Raw genomic sequence first — 18,554 nt, forward strand, 5'->3', positions numbered from 1 at the left:
GGGGGACGCGAAAAACGGGGAGACAGAAGCAGTACCTTGGGATATGGAGTAAATATAGGAGTGTAGACAGATGGAGATTTTGAGATGGTTACAAGAGTGGTATACATCACACTGTAATGGAGATTGGGAACATACAAGTGGTATTCGAATAACTACCCTGGATAATCCCGGATGGTATGTTTCCATAAATCTAAGTGAGACAGAATTGGAGAGCAAACAGGTAGAAATGGTGCAGATTGAACGAACGGATGACGATTGGGTTCACTGTAAAATAGAAGAAGGTAGTTTTGCGGGCGCTGGAGGTCCAGGAAATCTTGAGGAGATTTTAAAGATTTTTTATCGCTGGGCAAGTAAGGATTAAATTTTTAAAGTGAATTTACAACGATATTGGAGGATTATTTAGATTAAATCTTTTAAACTTGTGGTGGAGAAAGAGGTTTTATATGTTTGAGATTAACTATCGTATGATTACTGATGTTGACTATTGGGGAGGTTTGAGCTTAGAACAAATTGATAAGGAAGGAGAGATAGAAGGATTTTTCCAATTAGTATTAAACAACAATGAATACGGATATTATCATAATAGAGATCTGGGACAGGGTGAAGAAGGTTTCGATCTTCTATCCATTTGGTTCCACAATTTAATGAAGGTATGTTTGTACTTGGATACTTCTAAGTATATAGCGCTTAAAGATATTGAAACATTTGATACTTGGATTGAATTTATCCCTAAAGGAGACTACATATCTGTAAGTATAATGAACTCAAATTCCTCTCCTAGTGAGTTTATTATTTTAGAGCCATTCTCTAATGCGTCTTATCCCGAATGGAAGGATATTTCAATACCCAAGGAGGAGTTCAAAAGTATAGTTATTCAAAGAGCGAATGATTTTATTGAAGAACTTTTAGAAATTAATAAGCTCTTTTTAAAGAGTCAAAGTACAGAGAGTCTACTTGCTTTACTTTCTAAAATTAAAAAATGAAAAACCACAAGGAGGCAGGCTCTAAACCAAATGGTACAACCCATAGACACGGTTCGAGTAAAAGATTTAACGGTTTTGGGCGATCCTAGGTTGGCGAATTATGGACAGATGCGGGATTGTTGTGAAAAATTTTCCTATGAATTTAGAAGCGGGCATGTATATGGAATTATCGGCGAATGCGGTTCGGGAGGCTGGGTGCTATCCTATTATTTAACGGGAAGGGAAAAAGAACAGGGCGGGACCTTATTCCTGAATAACGTTCTTGCGGCAGACTCGTCCGTACTAGCTGGATATGGGTGTTATGTTGGTGAAGGTGTTAGTTCAAGAAACCTATTTGGAGGCAGGACAGTTCGGCAGCAAATTGAAGAGGGTTTAAAACAAAACAACGCGTTCACCCTGAACGAGCTGGTGGAATGGTTTGAATTGTCGTCCTCCCGTTTAGATCGAAAATTAGAACATATCAGCAACGAAAGGTGGAACGCGTCCATAGCCATTGGACTCGCGCATGGCAAAACCATCTTTTGTTTTCCCTGGTTGAATACAGCGTGGATTCATTCTTTGAGAAGTCGTATTGCAGCAAGTGTTAGAATATCAAAAGATCAGGGGGCTATCATCATAATCCCTACCGCTAAGAGAGAGGCATTAAATCAACTCGCCGATTATTGTGTTGATATTTATCTTGAAGAGGAGAAACTTAATTGAACAACTAATCGATCTAGCGCAAAAAGATTTAAACGATCTTACATAGTTAAGCGGGTGCCAACATATGAACCGGGATGAAGCCATAAACATATTGGTAAAATCGACCCTTAAGGTTTTGTCTAAGGATGCAAGAATGAACATCTTAATAAACTGGTGGAGAATAGACCAGAAAGATCCCGAATTCCATAAACTGCCGGAAACACTACGGTCGGAAATCCTCCATTTTGACGAGCCTCAGAGAGATGTGATGACGGGACTACAGATCACACTTCATATAGTTCACCGAATCACATGACTCTTACACAAGCCCGGAATAATTTTTTGGAATTTGGTGCGATGAGCGAATCTTCTTTACCGCATCTCGATAGAGGCAGGCTTGATATGTACAACAAATAGACGTCACTCATCGAAAAAAATACTCCCCCCAATCTCCCAACTTCCAAGGAGGAAAAGTATTGTCCGCAAACTTTTACAAAATCCGAGAGATCATTAATGAATCGAACCCCATTGAGATTGAACCCTTACTGGATGATGAATACTCGTTAGAAATCAAAACTATTAAAGAATTTATTAACGAACAGAAAACGGACCTGAACCTCCTTGCATTAAAAGATAAAATAAACGAGGTATTTTGCAAAACATTTGAGGGTTACTATACACAAAGCGATCATACACTCGAAGTCGCGAAAAAGATCATGGATGCATGTTTGCAGGCCAACTAACCGCAGATTCACTAGAACCGACAGGTTCTACAGCCTCGAAGAGCGGCTCTCTTTTCAAAATATTCCCCTTCACTTCAAAATTTTTTTCACAAAAATTAACCTGCGGTCAATTGACAACTCGCAAAACCGATAGTATGATGAAATTGTGAAAATAACATAATAATTACATATTTACCAATGAAATTACAGCCGAGATTAACTAACGATTTGAAGAGGCTGTTTTTTTGCGCTATTTCATGTGTGCATCCGGTTTAACTAACATAGAGCTTAAAGCTAGTGAGAGATTTTGAAAGGGGGTGTTTTGTAAGCGTTATCATATCAAGGGTTGAAGAACCTTGCAAGTAAAAAAATGATGGGAGATGAATAATTAGTGAAAAAGAAATTAACTGTAATCGTATTGAGCACGATGATGGCATTATCCGCAATTCCGGTAGGTGCAGCCTCCGGTAATTCCGCGTCAGGTTCTCTGTCTGATTTGGCCGCTCCGCGTTTTATCGGGGAGAAGTGGGTTGCGCCGCAGGGAGCGTCGCTGGAAGCGAAGGTGTGGGGCTACCTGAACGCCAAGAAAGGGATTTTGAATCTGACGGGAGATGCGGAGCAGAGCATCCGGATTACGGAGCAGGAGACGGACGCCGAGACAGGAACCCAGCACGTGCGCTTGAAGCAGTACATCCAGGGAATCCCGGTGTTCGGCACGGATCAGACGCTGCATTTTGACAAGCAGGGCAATGTTTCGGCCTACCTGGGCAGTACGGTTGCCGATAACGCGCAGCAGTCTCTCACCGCTGTCAAGCCGAAGATCAGTGCGGCGAAAGCGATCGAGATCGCGAACCGGGATATGGAGAAGCGGATCGGCAAGCTGGGCGCCCAGCAGCGGGAGCAGCAGGCGGAGCTGAACTTCTACCCGGTCAAAGGGCAGAATGTGCTGGTGTACGTCACGGAAGTAAACGTGCTCGAGCCTTCTCCGCAGCGCGAAACGTATTTTATTGATGCGGCAACGGGCAAAATCGTTAACCAGTACGCCATGCTGGATCATGCGACGGGTACGGGCGTAGGCGTGCTCGGGGATACGAAAACGTTTACAACGACACAAAGCGGCACCCAATACGTGATGCAGGATACGACGCGCGGCGGAGGTATCGTTACTTATACGGCCGGTAATAGCCAATCGCTTCCGGGCACGCTGATGAGGGATACGGACAACGTCTGGACGGATCCGGCGGCTGTCGATGCGCATGCTTATGCGGGAATCGTTTATGATTATTTTAAAAATAATTTCAACCGCGACAGCCTGGACGGCAGAGGCATGGCCATCCGGTCGACGGTACACTACGGCAGCCGTTATAACAACGCCTTCTGGAACGGAACACAAATCGCATACGGTGACGGCGACGGTTCACAATTCCGTGCTTTCTCCGGCGATCTCGACGTCATCGGCCACGAGCTGACCCACGGGATTACCGAGAAAACGGCCGGGCTTATTTATCAAGGAGAGTCCGGAGCGCTTAACGAGTCGATTTCGGACGTTTTCGGCAACACCATTCAAGGAAAGAACTGGCTGATCGGGGATGATATCTATACGCCATACACGCCGGGCGATGCGCTGCGTTCGATGGAAAATCCGACCGCGTTCAACCAGCCGGACCATTACAGCAACATTTACCGGGGGTCTGAAGATAACGGCGGCGTGCATACAAACAGCGGTATTCCCAACAAAGCGTTCTACCTGCTGGCCCAGGGCGGCACGCACCGCGGCGTCAGCGTTCCCGGTATCGGCCGCAGCGACGCAGCCAAGATTGTGTATAAAGCGCTTACTTACTACTTGACGAGCACATCCAATTTTGCGGCCATGCGTGAAGCGGCCATTAGCTCGGCCACCGATCTTTTCGGTGCCAGCTCGTCACAAGTTTATTCGGTAAAAGCGGCCTATGCCGCGGTCGGTATCGGAAGTCTGCCGCCTGCTCAAGATACCCAAGCGCCTTCGGCACCGGGGAATCTGGTTTCCACAGGCAAGACTTCGAACAGCGTAACCTTGTCCTGGAGCGCTTCGACGGATAATGTGGGCGTGACCGGCTATGACGTGTACAGAGGCTCCGTACTGGCAGCATCCGTCACCGGCACAAGCGCGACTGTCAGCGGTCTGACCCCGGCTACGGCTTACACCTTCACGGTGAAAGCGAAGGACGCGGCCGGCAACGTATCTCCTGCGAGCAGCGCGGTGTCGGTAACGACCAGCTCGTCGACCGACCCGACGGACACGCAGCCGCCTACGGCTCCGGGCAACCTGGTAGCGGGAGGCAAAACGGCCAGCAGCGTAACCTTGTCGTGGAGCGCATCCACAGACAACACGGGCGTAGCCGGCTATGATGTGTACAACGGCTCGACGCTTGCCGCGCAAGTAACAGGCACGAGCGCGACTGTCAGCGGTCTGCAGGGCGGAACGTCCTACACCTTCACCGTCAAAGCGAGAGATGCCGCAGGCAACGTATCGCCGGCCAGCAACGCGGTGACCGTTACGACGGATACAGGCTCCGGCGCTGCAGCCTGGGCCGCGTACACCAACTACCAGGTGAACGATCTCGTCACCTATCAAGGAAAAACTTACAGAGCTCTCCAGGCTCACACGGCTATGCCAGGCTGGGAACCTGCTCTCGTTCCGGCTCTGTGGGCGGTAGTTAGTTAAGACGGTTTTCTGTGAACTAGGATACGTTATCTTCCTAAGTTTGAATAACGCGCATCGCGTAGTCGGGCTTAAGAAAATTGTTCGTTGAGGTTAAAAGGAATTTAGCTTGGTCTAGATTCTTCACGCACCATAAAAAAATACAATTTGTTAAGAGGCGGCCTCTTCTCGGAATATAACCGGGGAAGTGGTCGCCTTTTTTGTGTGCTCCTTTCTGGTCCCGTTATTTAGATTTTTATTGTATAAACGCTACAGACAACGAACTAGCTAAAATCCCATCTTAATAATTCAGCAGTAGCTGTCAGACTAGTCAAGGCGGGAGCGCGACACCGCCTCTTTGTTTTGCAAAGAAGACTTTATAAATTAGGGTACATATTGGACCTGGATGAGGTCTAAGTTTTTCTGTTTTGTATGTGTATAAACATGTAACAATGGAATTCCAGTTTCTAATCTGCTAGATAAGTTATTATTTATAATATTTATTAAATTTTTATTAATTTCGACTTATTTCGATATTTAATGCTAATGAGTAAAAGAACATTCATGGGTTATATTGAATTTTATTGGTCATAAAAACAGAAAAGGAGTCATTATATGGCTTACGTATGCAGTAGAAACAAATCAAGATTAAGATTCGATATTGATGATTTAAAAAGAGTTTTGCAACGGTCTTCAAGGGTTTGGATTTGTTTTTTGTTATTCACTATGTTTATTGGAGGACAAGTTAGCGCAGAAACGGCTGGGACATCAACTGATTATGGATATGTATATGATAAAAGCGGGAGGTTAGAGTCTAATATATTGCCGTCAGGGAGAACGGTTAATTATCAATATGATTTATCCGGAAATCTATTGAAGAAGACGTTTACTCCTTTGGCCAATTCGGAATCTCCTCAAATAACTTTAAATAACCCCAATGGGGAAGAAGCAGCGCCGGCTCTGGTATATTCAACGAGACCAACAATCACTTGGACGCAGACAGACGATAAAAATGTTTTTGATGCCTTCCATGTAAAAGTATATTCTCTTCATTCTTCAAAACCAGTTGCTGATTACTACGGAAGAACAAGCAGCGGATTTTGGAAGCTCGATAAAGACTTGGAAGCCGGGCAAAAGTATCGGGTTGAAGTAAGGGTAACAGACGGAGAACAATGGAGCAATAAATCGACTGGATGGTTCCAGGTTCAAAAAGATTCGGCAGAGATACCGAATTCAGAGTTTAAAGGGGAGTCACTATCTTTTGATGGGACAAAACAATTGGAATTTACGGATGTTTCGGTCAATACAGATAGCGGAGGCAAGAATACCATAGAATTCTGGATGAACTGGGACGGAACTGAAAATGTGATGCCGTTTGGCTGGAATGGCGGTTATAATTTGTGGTTTGATAATGGATACTTTGGTTTTAATACCGGAAACGCAGATATATACGGGATACCGTCAGCACAATTAAAAAACAAGTGGGTACATGTAGCCGCAATTTTTTATAATGGTGTGCCGAATGCGGCAAACTCCGAATTGTACATAAATGGAGTGAAACAAAATATTTCACAGGTACAAGGTATAACGGCTTCTAACGTGACGGCGACCCCGACGGTTTACGTGTCAGGTTCCGGAGCGGATAAGAGTAAATATAAATTCACTGGCAGAATAGCCGATGTACACATGTGGAACCGGGCTCTAACAGGTTCGGAGATTCAGAAAAATATGTATGGAGTACCAAATGGAAATGAACCGGGATTAGTCGGAAATTGGAAGCTGACAGATCCGGCTTTAACATCTTTAAGCTTCGATGGAACAAGGCAGTCTCGAATATACAAACGTTGCTGTTAACACAGCAGATGGAGCGAAGAATACCGTAGAATTCTGGATGAACTGGGATGGAACTGAAAATGTAATGCCATTCAGTTGGAACGGCGGTTATGATTTATGGTTTGATAACGGTCATTTTGGATTTAATACCGGAAATGCAGATCTATACGGAATCTCTTCGGCAGGATTAAAAAACAAGTGGGTACATGTAGCCGCAGTTTTTTATAATGGTGTGCCGGATGCAACCAATAGTGAGCTGTATATCAACGGAGTGAAACAGAACATTTCGCAGGTCCAAAGTATAACTTCTTCCAGTGTGACAGCGACTCCGACGTTATACGTGTCAGGTTATGGAGTGGATAAAAACTATAAGTTCAAAGGAAAAATAGCGGACGTACATGTATGGAATCGGGCCTTAACGGGTTCGCAGATCCAAAGCAATATGTATAGAACGTTAAATGTAAATGAACCGGGATTAGTTGGGAATTGGAGAGTGTCTGACCCAACCTTAAAAGCATCAAGCTTTGACGGAACAAAACAATTGGAATATACCAATGTTGCGGTGAATACAGCAAGCGGAGCGAAGAACACCGTAGAGTTTTGGATGAATTGGGACGGAACTGAAAATGTAATGCCATTCGGCTGGAACGGAAGTTATGATTTATGGTTCAATAACGGTTACTTTGGTTTTAATACGGGAAATGCAGACATATATGGAATACCGTCAGCAGAATTAAAGAACAAGTGGGTGCATGTAGCCGCAGTCTTTTATAATGGTGTGCCTGATGCAACCAATAGTGAATTGTATATCAACGGAGTGAAACAAAGTATTTCGCAGGTGCAGAATGTTACGACAGCTAGTGTGACAGTTACCCCTACTGCATACGTATCAGGCTTTGGAGTGGATAAAGCTAACTATAAATTCAAAGGTAAGTTAGCGGATGTACACGTATGGAATCGAGCCATAACAAGTTCAGAGATTCAAAGCAATATGTACAGGGCTCTAATGAATGATGAATCAGGATTGGTTGGAAATTGGAGACTTGCGGAGTGAGCGGAACAAGTGATGTTAGTTCCAGTTGAACTAGGAGAGTAGTACTTAAACGAGTGAAGTTAAGAGGCATTCCTTTTGGAGTGCCTTTTATATGGGAACCTAACTAAGATGAACTTTATTGAATTATTAAATTATCTTTATTGATTATGTCATTAAGTGACAAATTACGACACAAATATCTAAATATTTTAAGGAACTAATCGTCTATAATAACCTAGTATCTGATAATAAAGCGAAAGTAGTGATTTTTATTGGAAAAAAACGTAAAAATTAATTCTGAATTGGAGGTTCTAAGATTCAACTTTAAAGATCTGAGTGATTGAAGATCATACGGACAAACTTTCAAACTTAACAAACGCTAAAACGATAACGGCTTAAAATTCAAAGCTTATTAAAAAAATGGTATTAGGATGAGGAGAGGGACAAGTGACCAAAATATTTAAAATATTGAGTACGATCTGCGGGGCTATTCTTTTATTGATGGTTATGCCTAGTAATACTTCTGCTCAAGCAAAAAATATCGTTGAAGCACCAAGCAGCGCTTATTTGTTCAATGGAAGTTATGAAATTAAAGTATTGAATTCTAATGCAACGAGAGTGCGGTTTCCAACTTGGACGCTTGAAGATGGACATGATGATTTAATATGGTATGAAGGCGAGAAGATGGAAGGTAACAATTGGAGAGTTAAAATCCCGCTATCCGATCACAATAATGAAACCGGGAGCTATGTAACCCATATATACTTAACAGACTCTACAGGAAAAGAAAAAATATTAGTTGAAAAGGTAGTAACTATAGCTGAAGATCCTGAACCCGTTATTGAATATCCAACAACTCTAGATATCTCAAAAGGATACTACGAAATATATGTATCCAATGTGTTTGCGTCGAAAGTTACGTTTCCTACATGGACAGAATCAGACGATCAAGACGACATAATTTGGCATAAAGGTATACCTATGGGGGAAGGGAAATGGAAAGTTGTAATACCGTTTGTGAAGCACAATAGTGAGGCGGGGAAATATATTACTCATATTTATAAGTACAACGATAAAGATGAGCAGAAATTCGTTGGCGGGGGAGTAACAGAGGTAACTGGAATGGTGTCCTATATCAAATATATCTATGATGCCAATGGTAATTTGATACGAAAACAGTTTACTTGGAAGGAATATAAGTAAACTTCTTAGAGCTCTTCTCGAAATGTTTGCAATTTAACTATTATAAGGAATGGTGAAGTTTTTAAATGAAAAAGAAAGTGAATTATTTGGTATTGGGTTGTCTGCTTATTCAAATATTGGCTCCCTTAAATGTTATAAATGCTACGAAAACGGAGCAACTACCTACTTTCACTATAAACTCTAACTCTAATCAGGATTTACTTACGGTGGAATCCCTAAGTAAAGCGTATGACATACCAGAGACACAAATTCTAGCTGAATTAACAAAGGGATACACCCTTCTTGAAGTTCATACAGCTTTGCAGCAACAAGATGCTGGCCGATCTTTGGGAGAGATTCTCAAGCAACTCAATCCGAAAGTTGAAGAAAAACTGGAACAGATGGATTATTCGGTTGAGCGCTTCAAAGAGAAGGAAGATGACAAGACAAACCAGGTTCCAACCGTGACCTCTCAAACGTATGGAGAGTTTGTCGAGGATAGTGGAAAGACAACATTTGTACATCCGTCATTGCTAAATCCTCCTGATGTGCCGACTGTAATAGATTCTACATACGGTTTGCGGAGTTCCCGGGCTCTTTCTTCGGACAAATTTCCTCAGAGTTATGATGAATTAGCTGTAAAGCGTTTGAACATGAATGCTGACCGTGCTCCTTATGCGGGATCGATTAACGATAACGTATCTACTATTAATGGCACTCTACAACTGCAATCGACAGATATGTCGTTGCCGGGTCGCAATGGGATGTCTTTTGCTCTCAACCGTAACTACAATAGTTCGGATGCAATCTATTACAATAAAGAAGTTATCCATGATAACGTTTTTGAGGTGATATATTATCCAAAACTGACTTCAAAACTCTTTTATAAATATTCTGGTGAACCTATAGATAAATATGGAAATGCGTCTGATTTTTACTTTGAGCCGTACTATTTTTCATGGTTGTACCATTCCTTTGTACAATTTAACGGCCAATATACCTACTGGGAATATCCTCTGAACCGAACACCTATAGAAGATTTTAATAATGAATTCCGTGAAGAACTTGAACGTACGTACAAATTTGATCCAGCGAACCCGGAGGCTTCGCTATTCATGATAAAAGAGGATCTATATCTTAGCGGTACCCCTCTTATGGCTAAAGCTTACACTACAGGAAAGGTAGAAGAATATCCGAATAGTAGGAAGCCGGTTTGCTATTATATTGATGGTTATGGGAATTGTGCAGATTTTAAAAGAGCCTACGGCAATAAAGTCAGCGAGATGAGTCAAGAGAAAAGATTCCCGATCGGTAAGGGGTGGAGTTGGGATATTCCCTATATTGAGACTAAGAGTGATAGCAAAAAATACATTACTTTATTCGGAGGTTCGACGTATGAGTTAGACGGACTCCAACTAAAAGGCTACCCTTGGAAAGATCTGAAGTTAACCTATGATGGTACAGTCACCGTAAACGGTACAACTTCCTCCTATGTTCTTACTAATGTGAATGGTCAAAAGCAGTACTTCAGTTCAGACGGCAGGCTGCTGCAAATATCAGATTCATATCAAAACAACATTCAATTCGAATATTCTTACGTTTCACTTTATGGAACAGTTTTAACCAAAATTAAAGACGCGTTACAAAATGAAATTACAATTCAATATACAAGTTCGGAAGTAACTCTTAGTCAAGGAGATCGCATAGTAAAATATGCTAAAACAAAAGATCCGCAAGGAAATAAAGAGCTGCTTTCTCAAGTAACTGATCCTGCTGGCCGTAAGACGCAATATGTGTACGAGGTAGCTTCGGCCCCGTTTGATCTTGTCGGTCACAAGAAAAAAGATAATTACGTAGCTCTGTTGAAACAGGTGTTCCATCCGACAAACGCGCGGACTGATTTTAGTTATGATTCCTATAACCGCAGTTTAGGCACCACTGCTACGGAAACGATTTACCGCGTAAAATCGCGCGAAGATGTTATCACATACACCGATGCCAGTGTAAGCAAATCTAATCATATCGATTACACCTATCAAGGTGATGGGGGATCGGTTCAAAAGGCGAATACATCCTTCGCCACTACCATCAACAATGGTAGAACTCAAACGACCTACAATTACGACAAAGTATATATCGACGATAATACACCGGAAGTCTTTTACAACACCCGGATCAAGCAAGACGATGGGGTGATCCAAACCACGGCGGAAATGGAATATAACCGGACAAACCGTTGGCCGTCCCCAACGAAAACCACCACGAAGACGGTGCAGGGTTCTTCCAGCTCGACGGAACAAGTGAGCCAGCGTACGTATGATGAATACGGCAATGTGTTAACAGAGACTGATCCTGCCAACACGGTGAGCACGTATCAGTATGATGCAACCACTCATTTGCTCAGCAGTGTAACAGCACCGGCTACTAATGGGCTAAACAGCTACATGGAACTGGAGCGTTACCCTGGGACGAATGGAATTAAGGAAGTACGGGTGAAGGAGAATAATTCGGCAGGAGCCCTGAAAGCCCAATCAAGTTATACGTATGATGCTCACGGGAATCCGATAAGCATTACCATTAAAGACGACGCGCAGGATATTGTTGTGAACAATGGGTACGGCACTCAATACCACTCTGCGTTTCCGACTGAACAATCCGTACAAGTTACGGATGCAGCCAAACAAAACATGACGGTGACTCAGCGGTTTGAGTATAACCCGTCAACTGGTGCTATGACGAAGTTTACAGACGGCAAAGGCCTTATGACTAAGTACGAATATGATCTATTAGGCCGAGCCACCAAGGTTATCCAGCCTGATTCAAGTACATATACGTATACCTATAACGATGCAGCAAATGAAGTCACCACCGTAGATCCAACAGGAGTCACACAGATTACGAAATGGAATCCGCTCGGATGGAAAATCAAGTCCGGCATTAGCGGAAAAGCCTCACAAGAGTTTGGCTACGATGTGTATGGCCGTCAGACTTGGAGCCAGGATGGGGCTGGTAACCGTACGTCTTATGAGTATGACAAATGGGATCGGCTTATTGCGACCACATATCCTGGAGTGGAACAGGCTAAAGCGACCGTCTCTTATGACGATATTAACCGTAAGGTGATAAGCAAAGATGGCGAGAACAATAGAACCGAAGAGAACTATGATTTGCTTGGACGGGCCACTCAACGGGATATTTCTAGTGCCACCGGAGCTTTGATCGGTTCTGTCAAGTTTACTTATGACGCTGCAGGCAAAGTACTCACAAAGAGTGATGGGGCAGGAAGTAATTCAGGGGATGTACAAACCACACAGTACAGTTATGATGCTATGGGCAGGCTGGCATCTGTAACGGATGCGGAAGCCAATACGACACGCTACACGTATAGTAAAGCGAGCAATTTGATCCAAATTGAGTATCCCGATCATAATAAAAAGTTGAAGAGCTACGATCAGATGGGAAGAGTTATTCAAGAAACAGATCCACTGGGTCAGATTGAAACTTACTTCTATGATACAAACAGCAATTTAACGAAAAGTATCGATAGAAAGGGAAATATTCATACCTTCACGTACAATGCAGTCAATTTGCTCACGGCAAGTGAGACAACGGATGAAAAAATATCCTTCAGTTATGATGCTGCAGGCCGCCGCTTGTCTATGCAGGATGGAATCGGTACAACGGGGTATACCTACGAACCTTCAACAGGTTGGTTGACGCAGGTCAAATATCCGGATCAACGAACACTGCAATATGCATATGACCAGCAAGGAAAACGCACGAAGATGACAGACCCGTTCGGTGTCGTCACAAATTATGAATATGATGCACAGAACCAGATAACCGCAGTCGGTACGGAACCGGCCGAGTGGGATGTTACTTATCAATACAAGAAGAATGGATTGCTGGCTGCAACTCAAGCGAAGAACGGAGTCCATGCTGCATTTACCTATGAAGGTGTAAACCTGACTGCGCTAACTCAAGCTAAATCAGGAGCAGCGGTTCAGTCCTTCTCTTATGGCTATGACCTTCATGCTAACCAAACAAGTAAAGTGGAGAATGGAGCTACCCAATCCTTTTCGTATGATGCTTTAAACCGGATTGCTACTTCGTCGGACTACAACGAAAATTACAGCTATGATAATCGGGGCAATAGACTTACCTTGCAAAGCGACAAGCCTATAAATCCCGTAGATACCAGCTACACGTATGACAATCGGAACAGGCTGAATGCCGTACAGCTGGATGAATCAAGTCATGTAAATTACAAGTACAATGGGGATAACCTGCTTATAGAACGGACAGAGAACGGAATCACGACCCGTTACTATTATGACGGCGATCAGATGATTGCCGAAGGTACAGTCACAAATGGGGTGGCCGCTCATAAAGCCAGTTATCTGCGTGGTAATCAATTGGTAGCACGTGTTGATGCAAATGGCAGTAAAGCGTACTATGTCCATAACGGACATGGAGATGTTGTGGAGCTGAGGGATGCAAATGGTAATGTAATCAATCAGTACGCTTATGACTTATGGGGCAATCCAACAACAGTACTCAAAGGGGTAGACAATCCATTCTTGTATAGCGGGGAGTACTGGGATGAAAGTGTGGAACTACAGTACCTCCGCGCCCGCTGGTACGATCCGAGCATGGGACGGTTTATTAACGAGGATACGTATGAAGGACAGCTCGATAATCCGCTGAGTTTGAATTTGTATACGTATGTAGAGAATAATCCGCTAAAGTATAGAGATCCGAGTGGGCATTTTAAAATTTTTAATTTTGACTTCAATATGTCCAATGAAAGAATGCAAAGCCTCATTGTTGAAGCTAGGAGTGACAATGGCGGCGCAAGGTATTGGGCGTTAAGAAGTAGTTTAGGAACAATATACAGAGATATAATAAGGGATCAAAATAATAACCAATTTAAATATTTATTTGATGTAGCATCTATGCAAAGTCCATACAAAGAATTGAATAATCTTGATAATGCCGTATGGGCCGGCGAGGAGTTATTAGGAATCTGGGATGCTTACAAAAGAAACATTACTGTTGAGGTTATAGCATCTTTTGCTACTAGAGGAATGGCACGAAACTTAAAGTTTATGTGTAATTGCTTTAGTGCTGGAACCAAAGTGCTTACAGACGAAGGGGAGAAAAATATCGAAGACATTGAAGTCGGAGATAAGGTTCTCTCGAAGGATGAAGAGACTGGCAAGATAGATTACAAGGAAGTCACGCATTTATATCGAAATAAAAAAGAAATCATTTATGAACTGACTGTAGGAAATCAAGTTATTGAAACGACAGACAATCATCCGTTCTGGGTTGAAGGTAAAGGTTGGGTGCTAGCGGCAGACCTGCAGGTGAAGGATAAACTGCAGCAGAGCAACGGAAGTACTTTGACAATTGACAACGTCAAGATTGTTAAGCATGATGAAATGGTTAAGGTGTACAATTTTACTGTTGCAGACTTTCATACTTATTTTGTGAGTGACTTAGGTATTTGGGTTCACAACATCAATAAGTTCTGTGGCTCAGCTTCTGAATTAGCAGATATGGCTAGAAACTCAAAAAAGATTGATGGTTTACAAGGAGCAAAAGTTTCAGCCGATTTGATATACGATTCAGCCATTGATTTTGTTGGTAAAGGAGCAAAAATCCAAAAAATTGATGGGGGAATGTGGTACGTTAGCAAAGATGGTTTGAAAAGAGTAAGGACGGGACAAAAATCAAAAGGATCTTATGAGGCAAATTTCGAGACTTTGGACAAAAATGGAAAGGTCCAGACTAATTTTCATGTTGAAGTTGAGTAGAACAATTTAAGGAGGAATTGGATTTGGTTATACCCCAGACTGAAAAGGATTTTAATAAGCAGTGAACCGCAATCTGATGATGACTTTGTTGTTCCTGCCATTGCAGATATTGGTCCTAGCGATGTAGACGGAGTCGATTATTTCTATTTTAGAATAATGACCCCGAAAAGGATGCTCTCTATTCTAAATGAAGATAAAATTATGGATGGAAGGGCAATTTTTATTGTAAAAGATTTCAACTTGAGTTTAGTAGAAAAGGAAATTAAAACAATTTTGAAAGACTGCATTCGTCCAACTTGGGATGAGGTTGCAAAAGCTATCAATCGTCATCTAGATTGGGAATATGACAATATCCAATACGAAACACTTGAAGAAGCTATGGAAAGACTAAATAAGAAAAAGTGATTTTTAAGACCATGAAGATATCTTTCATGGTCTTTCTTTTCTACCCTACTTACTTTCGAACATGAACCGCTACCTTGGCCCATCAGATGCTGCTTTTTGCTTTGTAGACACGTGGCTCTTTAACGGTAAGAAATATTGAATTATATTACAGAAAAAGCACTTCATTTTGCGAAGATCATTGGATATGTTAGTAATAAAGTAGACAATAGGTAAATATACAAGCTTATTTTATTGAATATTAAAAAAGGGCGTGGTCCTATTTTTGATCTGAAAATGCTCGTAAACAAGCCTTTAACAACCAAAGAATTAAATAAAGAAGAACTTGTATTTGAAATTTTGTGCAGAGATTTAACTCAGGTTCCAATGTTAATAGAATGGAAGGTGTGATTTGGGATTTCATTGGGATGGAAAAAAGGACAATCAAACATCGTATGGAGAATTGATTATGCAAATTAGATTTTTGACCTTTTTAAAATATGCGGGTGTTCTTGCTGTCTTAATTATTTTTATTCTCATCTATCGAAGATTGGTTAATGAGAACCTTCTGTTTGATCATATACTTTACATTTTCGGTGCGTATATGATTTGGGGCATCGTAAAGTACGTTCGCTCGGAACCAATGCCATCAAAGCCGGGGCGTTTCCTTGTTTTCTTTTTATTTACTTTAACTGTTTTTATCGTGGATGCTCTTCTTCTTTATGGTGAAAATAAGTTTGAAATAACGGAACCGTTGGTTATGAGCATGATCTTTCTGGTATTTGCTATTGTTATTAGTATCTTGGCCGTAGCGGATAAACAAACAGAATGATTATAAAAGTCTATAGGAGGCAGCGCATGAAAATCATTGAAAACCTATCAGTTGATGGACTTGTCTACAAAGACGAAAATGATAAAAGCAATAGAATAGATTTTAAACAATGTCATGAAAACTGGATCCAATACCGGAAGAGAACCGAGAATTTGACGGAAGAGATGGCAGCCGAAATCCGAAAAACGGATACCCGCATCGGACAAAGAGATTTTACGGCTAACCCTCCTTATATTGAGTTTTTTACAAAACCCTTTACTAGAATAGAGTTTACTATTTCCGCAGACAAAAAGGATCTGCAAACCGAGTTATCTCGATGGAAAAGCGAAATTGTCTCGGGCGGTTGGACTACGATTGATTTGAGTTAAGTGACGTAAGGAAAAATGGGGGATCTCACATGGAACGGACACCCAAAGAGCGCCTGTATTGGCTGCTAAGACTTTACAAGGATAAAGAAATAGAGGCCGAAGTATTCTGCGATGAATTTCATTTAACATACAATCATGATCTTGACGAGGAATTAACTGATACGGAACGAGTTCTTTTTAAAGAAATAGCTGAAGTAGCGGCGAGGTTCTCTCCATTTGAAGAAGATCACCAAAAATACCCGGGGGTTTACTTTACGACGGAGGATGTAGAGCTTGTAGTAGAGGGGAATGTTGGATGATTCATTTTTCTTTTAAAACAAACGAAGAATCTTATGCCCTATGTTATGAAATCGTAGAGTTCATGATGAGAGAGTTTACGATAGATGAAAACGAAGCTGTCTGCCGGGTAAATCTTCAATGGTCGGATATGGATTTTTTGGATGAAGACGATATCCGGTATCATGAAGCTCCCGATGACTGGGCCTATATTATTTATTATGGACATGATTCTCGATGGTGGTCTAGGAAAAACGATCCTACTTTAAAACCCAAACCGATTCATGAAAATGCTAATAAAGAGCCTATTAAATGGACTTTTGTCCCTCGGGGGCAAGAATCTTTTATTTTGAAAAAAGCGCAAATCGACACTTTACTGGATCCTTATTCAACCGAAGCTGAAAAAGATGACGCGGCGATAGATCTGGGGGAACATTTTGAAGATGAAGAGACGATTGATGTGCTGCTGAGGGTATCTAATCAAGACGGTATAGGTGAAATGGTTGCCTCAAGCTGTGGCGAATCGTTAGCATATATCTGGTTAAGAAAAACGGAAATTAATTACGATCAGTTGCTGCTCTTGAAAGGGGCCGCTTTACATGAAGCCCTCTCTTTGATTAAAGCGCACAGGTCTGATTGGTTCGCGGAATATGAACGTAGATTATCCATAGAAAAAGAAATCGAAAACAGTGATCTTTAGATGAGCCGATAAGAGGAAAAGAAAAATATTGTTCGCCGGAGGACGCTCATGCATTCGTTTACTTATGAATCAAAAGATCCCAATAATAACAGCGATGAAATATTGGGAGTGCTGCAATTTTATACAGAATTACAGCCGAATGTATCCTGGCTGATAGGTGATCTGGAGCTGGTTCCTCTTTATTTGGGCGATTATCACCCAAGCGGGAAAGTCGAACCGCCACAGAGGGTTTCGCTTACGATGAACCAAAAATTCGAAGAGGAAGGTTTTCTCCGGCTGTCTCTCATGGAAATAGAGGAAATGCTGAACGACTCGTTGTCAGTTCGCCGTGCTGTTTTTGTATGTTTGCCTGAGCATGAGGAAGTGAGTCATTTTCGTGGAGATGCCGAAAGTTCCTCTTTACAGCATGAATCGGCTTTGCATGAAATAACGATTTTGGATGATTTGGTTATGATCCAGAGCTCCTGCAAGCTTCGACCACCAATGGATAGCGGGGAATAAGCTGGTTTCTATAACTCAACTAAGGGAGTACAAAATTTCATGAGAAAGCGATGTAGGAGTTGTAACGGTTATCTGAAATGGAGTAAAATCTTCGCAGCTTTACATAGGAATAAGAAAGTAACCTGCGCTCACTGTATGGATAAAGTTGAAGTCGGTTTGTTCAGTAAATGTATCTTTTTCTTCGTAAGTTTAGCACCCGTATTTGCGAATCTGATTGTTTACGTTAAGAGCGGAGACTTTATTCAAATAGGTAAGCTCCCTCTAACCACAACCTATATGATCTGGTACTGGCTGATTGCAATCATCGCCCCTTTTCTGGTTCCAATAAAACCCAAGCCACTCCCCCAAAAAGAAGCGTCCTAAAAGGCATCCTTCGGGATGGTTTGATCATGAAAAACAGCCATTCTGAACTTTTACCTCCTATAATAAAGGGAAGAGCGTGATTGTATTCGATTTAAGTAGGAGAGTCGGACAAAATGAGAAAGCGTAACGCATTTGAAAAAGCTCTTATTGGTAAATCAACATGAATCAAACTTTGCTTAATGTTTTATTATTACTTCTCT

16 protein-coding genes are annotated in these 18,554 nt (G+C 41.9%); all 16 read left to right on the top strand.

Translation table 11 applies throughout. The features are described from left to right. Positions 1-70: 70 nt before the first annotated feature. The 16 genes from ABC395_RS06595 (at position 71) to ABC395_RS06670 (ending at position 17,991) form a co-directional block, all read left to right on the top strand. The gene (locus ABC395_RS06595) at positions 71-361 is read left to right on the top strand and encodes an immunity 53 family protein (protein WP_413001687.1); all 291 of its coding nucleotides are present in this window, start codon (positions 71-73) and stop codon (positions 359-361) included. Positions 362-443: 82 nt separating this feature from the next. Beyond that, positions 444-983 carry a hypothetical protein gene (locus tag ABC395_RS06600; protein ID WP_413001689.1) on the top strand — a complete coding sequence of 180 codons (540 nt, stop codon included), beginning with the start codon at positions 444-446 and terminating at the stop codon, positions 981-983. Between the two features lie 30 nt (positions 984-1,013). Continuing rightward, entirely contained in the window at positions 1,014-1,685 is a 672-nt protein-coding gene (locus ABC395_RS06605; protein ID WP_413001691.1) for a P-loop NTPase family protein, read from the top strand. Positions 1,686-1,976: 291 nt separating this feature from the next. Next, entirely contained in the window at positions 1,977-2,081 is a 105-nt protein-coding gene (locus ABC395_RS06610; RefSeq protein WP_413001693.1) for a hypothetical protein, read from the top strand. 59 nt (positions 2,082-2,140) lie between these two features. Beyond that, positions 2,141-2,407: a hypothetical protein gene (locus ABC395_RS06615; RefSeq protein WP_413001695.1), complete on the top strand. Its 267-nt coding sequence runs from the start codon at positions 2,141-2,143 to the stop codon at positions 2,405-2,407. A 370-nt stretch (positions 2,408-2,777) separates the two neighbouring features. Continuing rightward, entirely contained in the window at positions 2,778-5,090 is a 2,313-nt protein-coding gene (locus ABC395_RS06620; RefSeq protein ID WP_413001697.1) for a M4 family metallopeptidase, read from the top strand. A gap of 591 nt (positions 5,091-5,681) precedes the next feature. Continuing rightward, positions 5,682-6,920 carry a LamG-like jellyroll fold domain-containing protein gene (locus tag ABC395_RS06625; RefSeq protein WP_413001699.1) on the top strand — a complete coding sequence of 413 codons (1,239 nt, stop codon included), beginning with the start codon at positions 5,682-5,684 and terminating at the stop codon, positions 6,918-6,920. Positions 6,921-6,957: 37 nt separating this feature from the next. After that, positions 6,958-7,953 carry a LamG domain-containing protein gene (locus tag ABC395_RS06630; protein ID WP_413001701.1) on the top strand — a complete coding sequence of 332 codons (996 nt, stop codon included), beginning with the start codon at positions 6,958-6,960 and terminating at the stop codon, positions 7,951-7,953. Between the two features lie 426 nt (positions 7,954-8,379). Further along, positions 8,380-9,135, top strand: coding sequence for a GBS Bsp-like repeat-containing protein (locus tag ABC395_RS06635; protein ID WP_413001703.1), 756 nt, complete (start codon positions 8,380-8,382; stop codon positions 9,133-9,135). Positions 9,136-9,200: 65 nt separating this feature from the next. After that, positions 9,201-14,933: a polymorphic toxin-type HINT domain-containing protein gene (locus ABC395_RS06640; protein ID WP_413001705.1), complete on the top strand. Its 5,733-nt coding sequence runs from the start codon at positions 9,201-9,203 to the stop codon at positions 14,931-14,933. Between the two features lie 54 nt (positions 14,934-14,987). After that, entirely contained in the window at positions 14,988-15,338 is a 351-nt protein-coding gene (locus ABC395_RS06645) for an Imm8 family immunity protein (RefSeq protein WP_413006694.1), read from the top strand. 445 nt (positions 15,339-15,783) lie between these two features. Continuing rightward, entirely contained in the window at positions 15,784-16,146 is a 363-nt protein-coding gene (locus tag ABC395_RS06650) for a hypothetical protein (RefSeq protein ID WP_413001706.1), read from the top strand. A gap of 26 nt (positions 16,147-16,172) precedes the next feature. Continuing rightward, a complete protein-coding gene (locus ABC395_RS06655; protein WP_413001708.1) occupies positions 16,173-16,514 on the top strand; it encodes a hypothetical protein in 342 nt (113 codons plus the stop codon). 29 nt (positions 16,515-16,543) lie between these two features. Then, positions 16,544-16,813, top strand: a complete 270-nt coding sequence (locus ABC395_RS06660) for a magnesium and cobalt transport protein CorA (protein ID WP_413001710.1) — start codon at positions 16,544-16,546, stop codon at positions 16,811-16,813. After that, on the top strand, positions 16,810-17,490 hold the full coding sequence (locus ABC395_RS06665; RefSeq protein ID WP_413001711.1) for a hypothetical protein: 681 nt from the start codon (positions 16,810-16,812) through the stop codon (positions 17,488-17,490). The genes ABC395_RS06660 and ABC395_RS06665 overlap by 4 nt, the downstream gene beginning before the upstream one ends. Positions 17,491-17,538: 48 nt before the next feature. Beyond that, positions 17,539-17,991 (top strand): hypothetical protein, encoded by a 453-nt coding sequence (locus ABC395_RS06670; protein WP_413001713.1) that lies wholly within the window; start codon positions 17,539-17,541, stop codon positions 17,989-17,991. Positions 17,992-18,554: the final 563 nt, after the last annotated feature.

This window comes from Paenibacillus canaveralius, assembly GCF_047238265.1.
Taxonomy (GTDB): Bacteria; Bacillota; Bacilli; order Paenibacillales; family NBRC-103111; genus Paenibacillus_F.

Bases quoted from the DNA above. Each gene is read 5' to 3' on its own strand.
- ABC395_RS06595 (WP_413001687.1), top strand. From the start codon at position 71: ATGGAGATTTTGAGATGGTTACAAGAGTGGTATACATCACACTGTAAT.
- ABC395_RS06625 (WP_413001699.1), top strand. From the start codon at position 5,682: ATGGCTTACGTATGCAGTAGAAACAAATCAAGATTAAGATTCGATATT.
- ABC395_RS06610 (WP_413001693.1), top strand. From the start codon at position 1,977: ATGACTCTTACACAAGCCCGGAATAATTTTTTGGAATTTGGTGCGATG.
- ABC395_RS06630 (WP_413001701.1), top strand. From the start codon at position 6,958: ATGAACTGGGATGGAACTGAAAATGTAATGCCATTCAGTTGGAACGGC.
- ABC395_RS06655 (WP_413001708.1), top strand. From the start codon at position 16,173: ATGAAAATCATTGAAAACCTATCAGTTGATGGACTTGTCTACAAAGAC.
- ABC395_RS06650 (WP_413001706.1), top strand. From the start codon at position 15,784: ATGCAAATTAGATTTTTGACCTTTTTAAAATATGCGGGTGTTCTTGCT.
- ABC395_RS06640 (WP_413001705.1), top strand. From the start codon at position 9,201: ATGAAAAAGAAAGTGAATTATTTGGTATTGGGTTGTCTGCTTATTCAA.
- ABC395_RS06670 (WP_413001713.1), top strand. From the start codon at position 17,539: ATGCATTCGTTTACTTATGAATCAAAAGATCCCAATAATAACAGCGAT.
- ABC395_RS06605 (WP_413001691.1), top strand. From the start codon at position 1,014: ATGGTACAACCCATAGACACGGTTCGAGTAAAAGATTTAACGGTTTTG.
- ABC395_RS06660 (WP_413001710.1), top strand. From the start codon at position 16,544: ATGGAACGGACACCCAAAGAGCGCCTGTATTGGCTGCTAAGACTTTAC.
- ABC395_RS06665 (WP_413001711.1), top strand. From the start codon at position 16,810: ATGATTCATTTTTCTTTTAAAACAAACGAAGAATCTTATGCCCTATGT.
- ABC395_RS06600 (WP_413001689.1), top strand. From the start codon at position 444: ATGTTTGAGATTAACTATCGTATGATTACTGATGTTGACTATTGGGGA.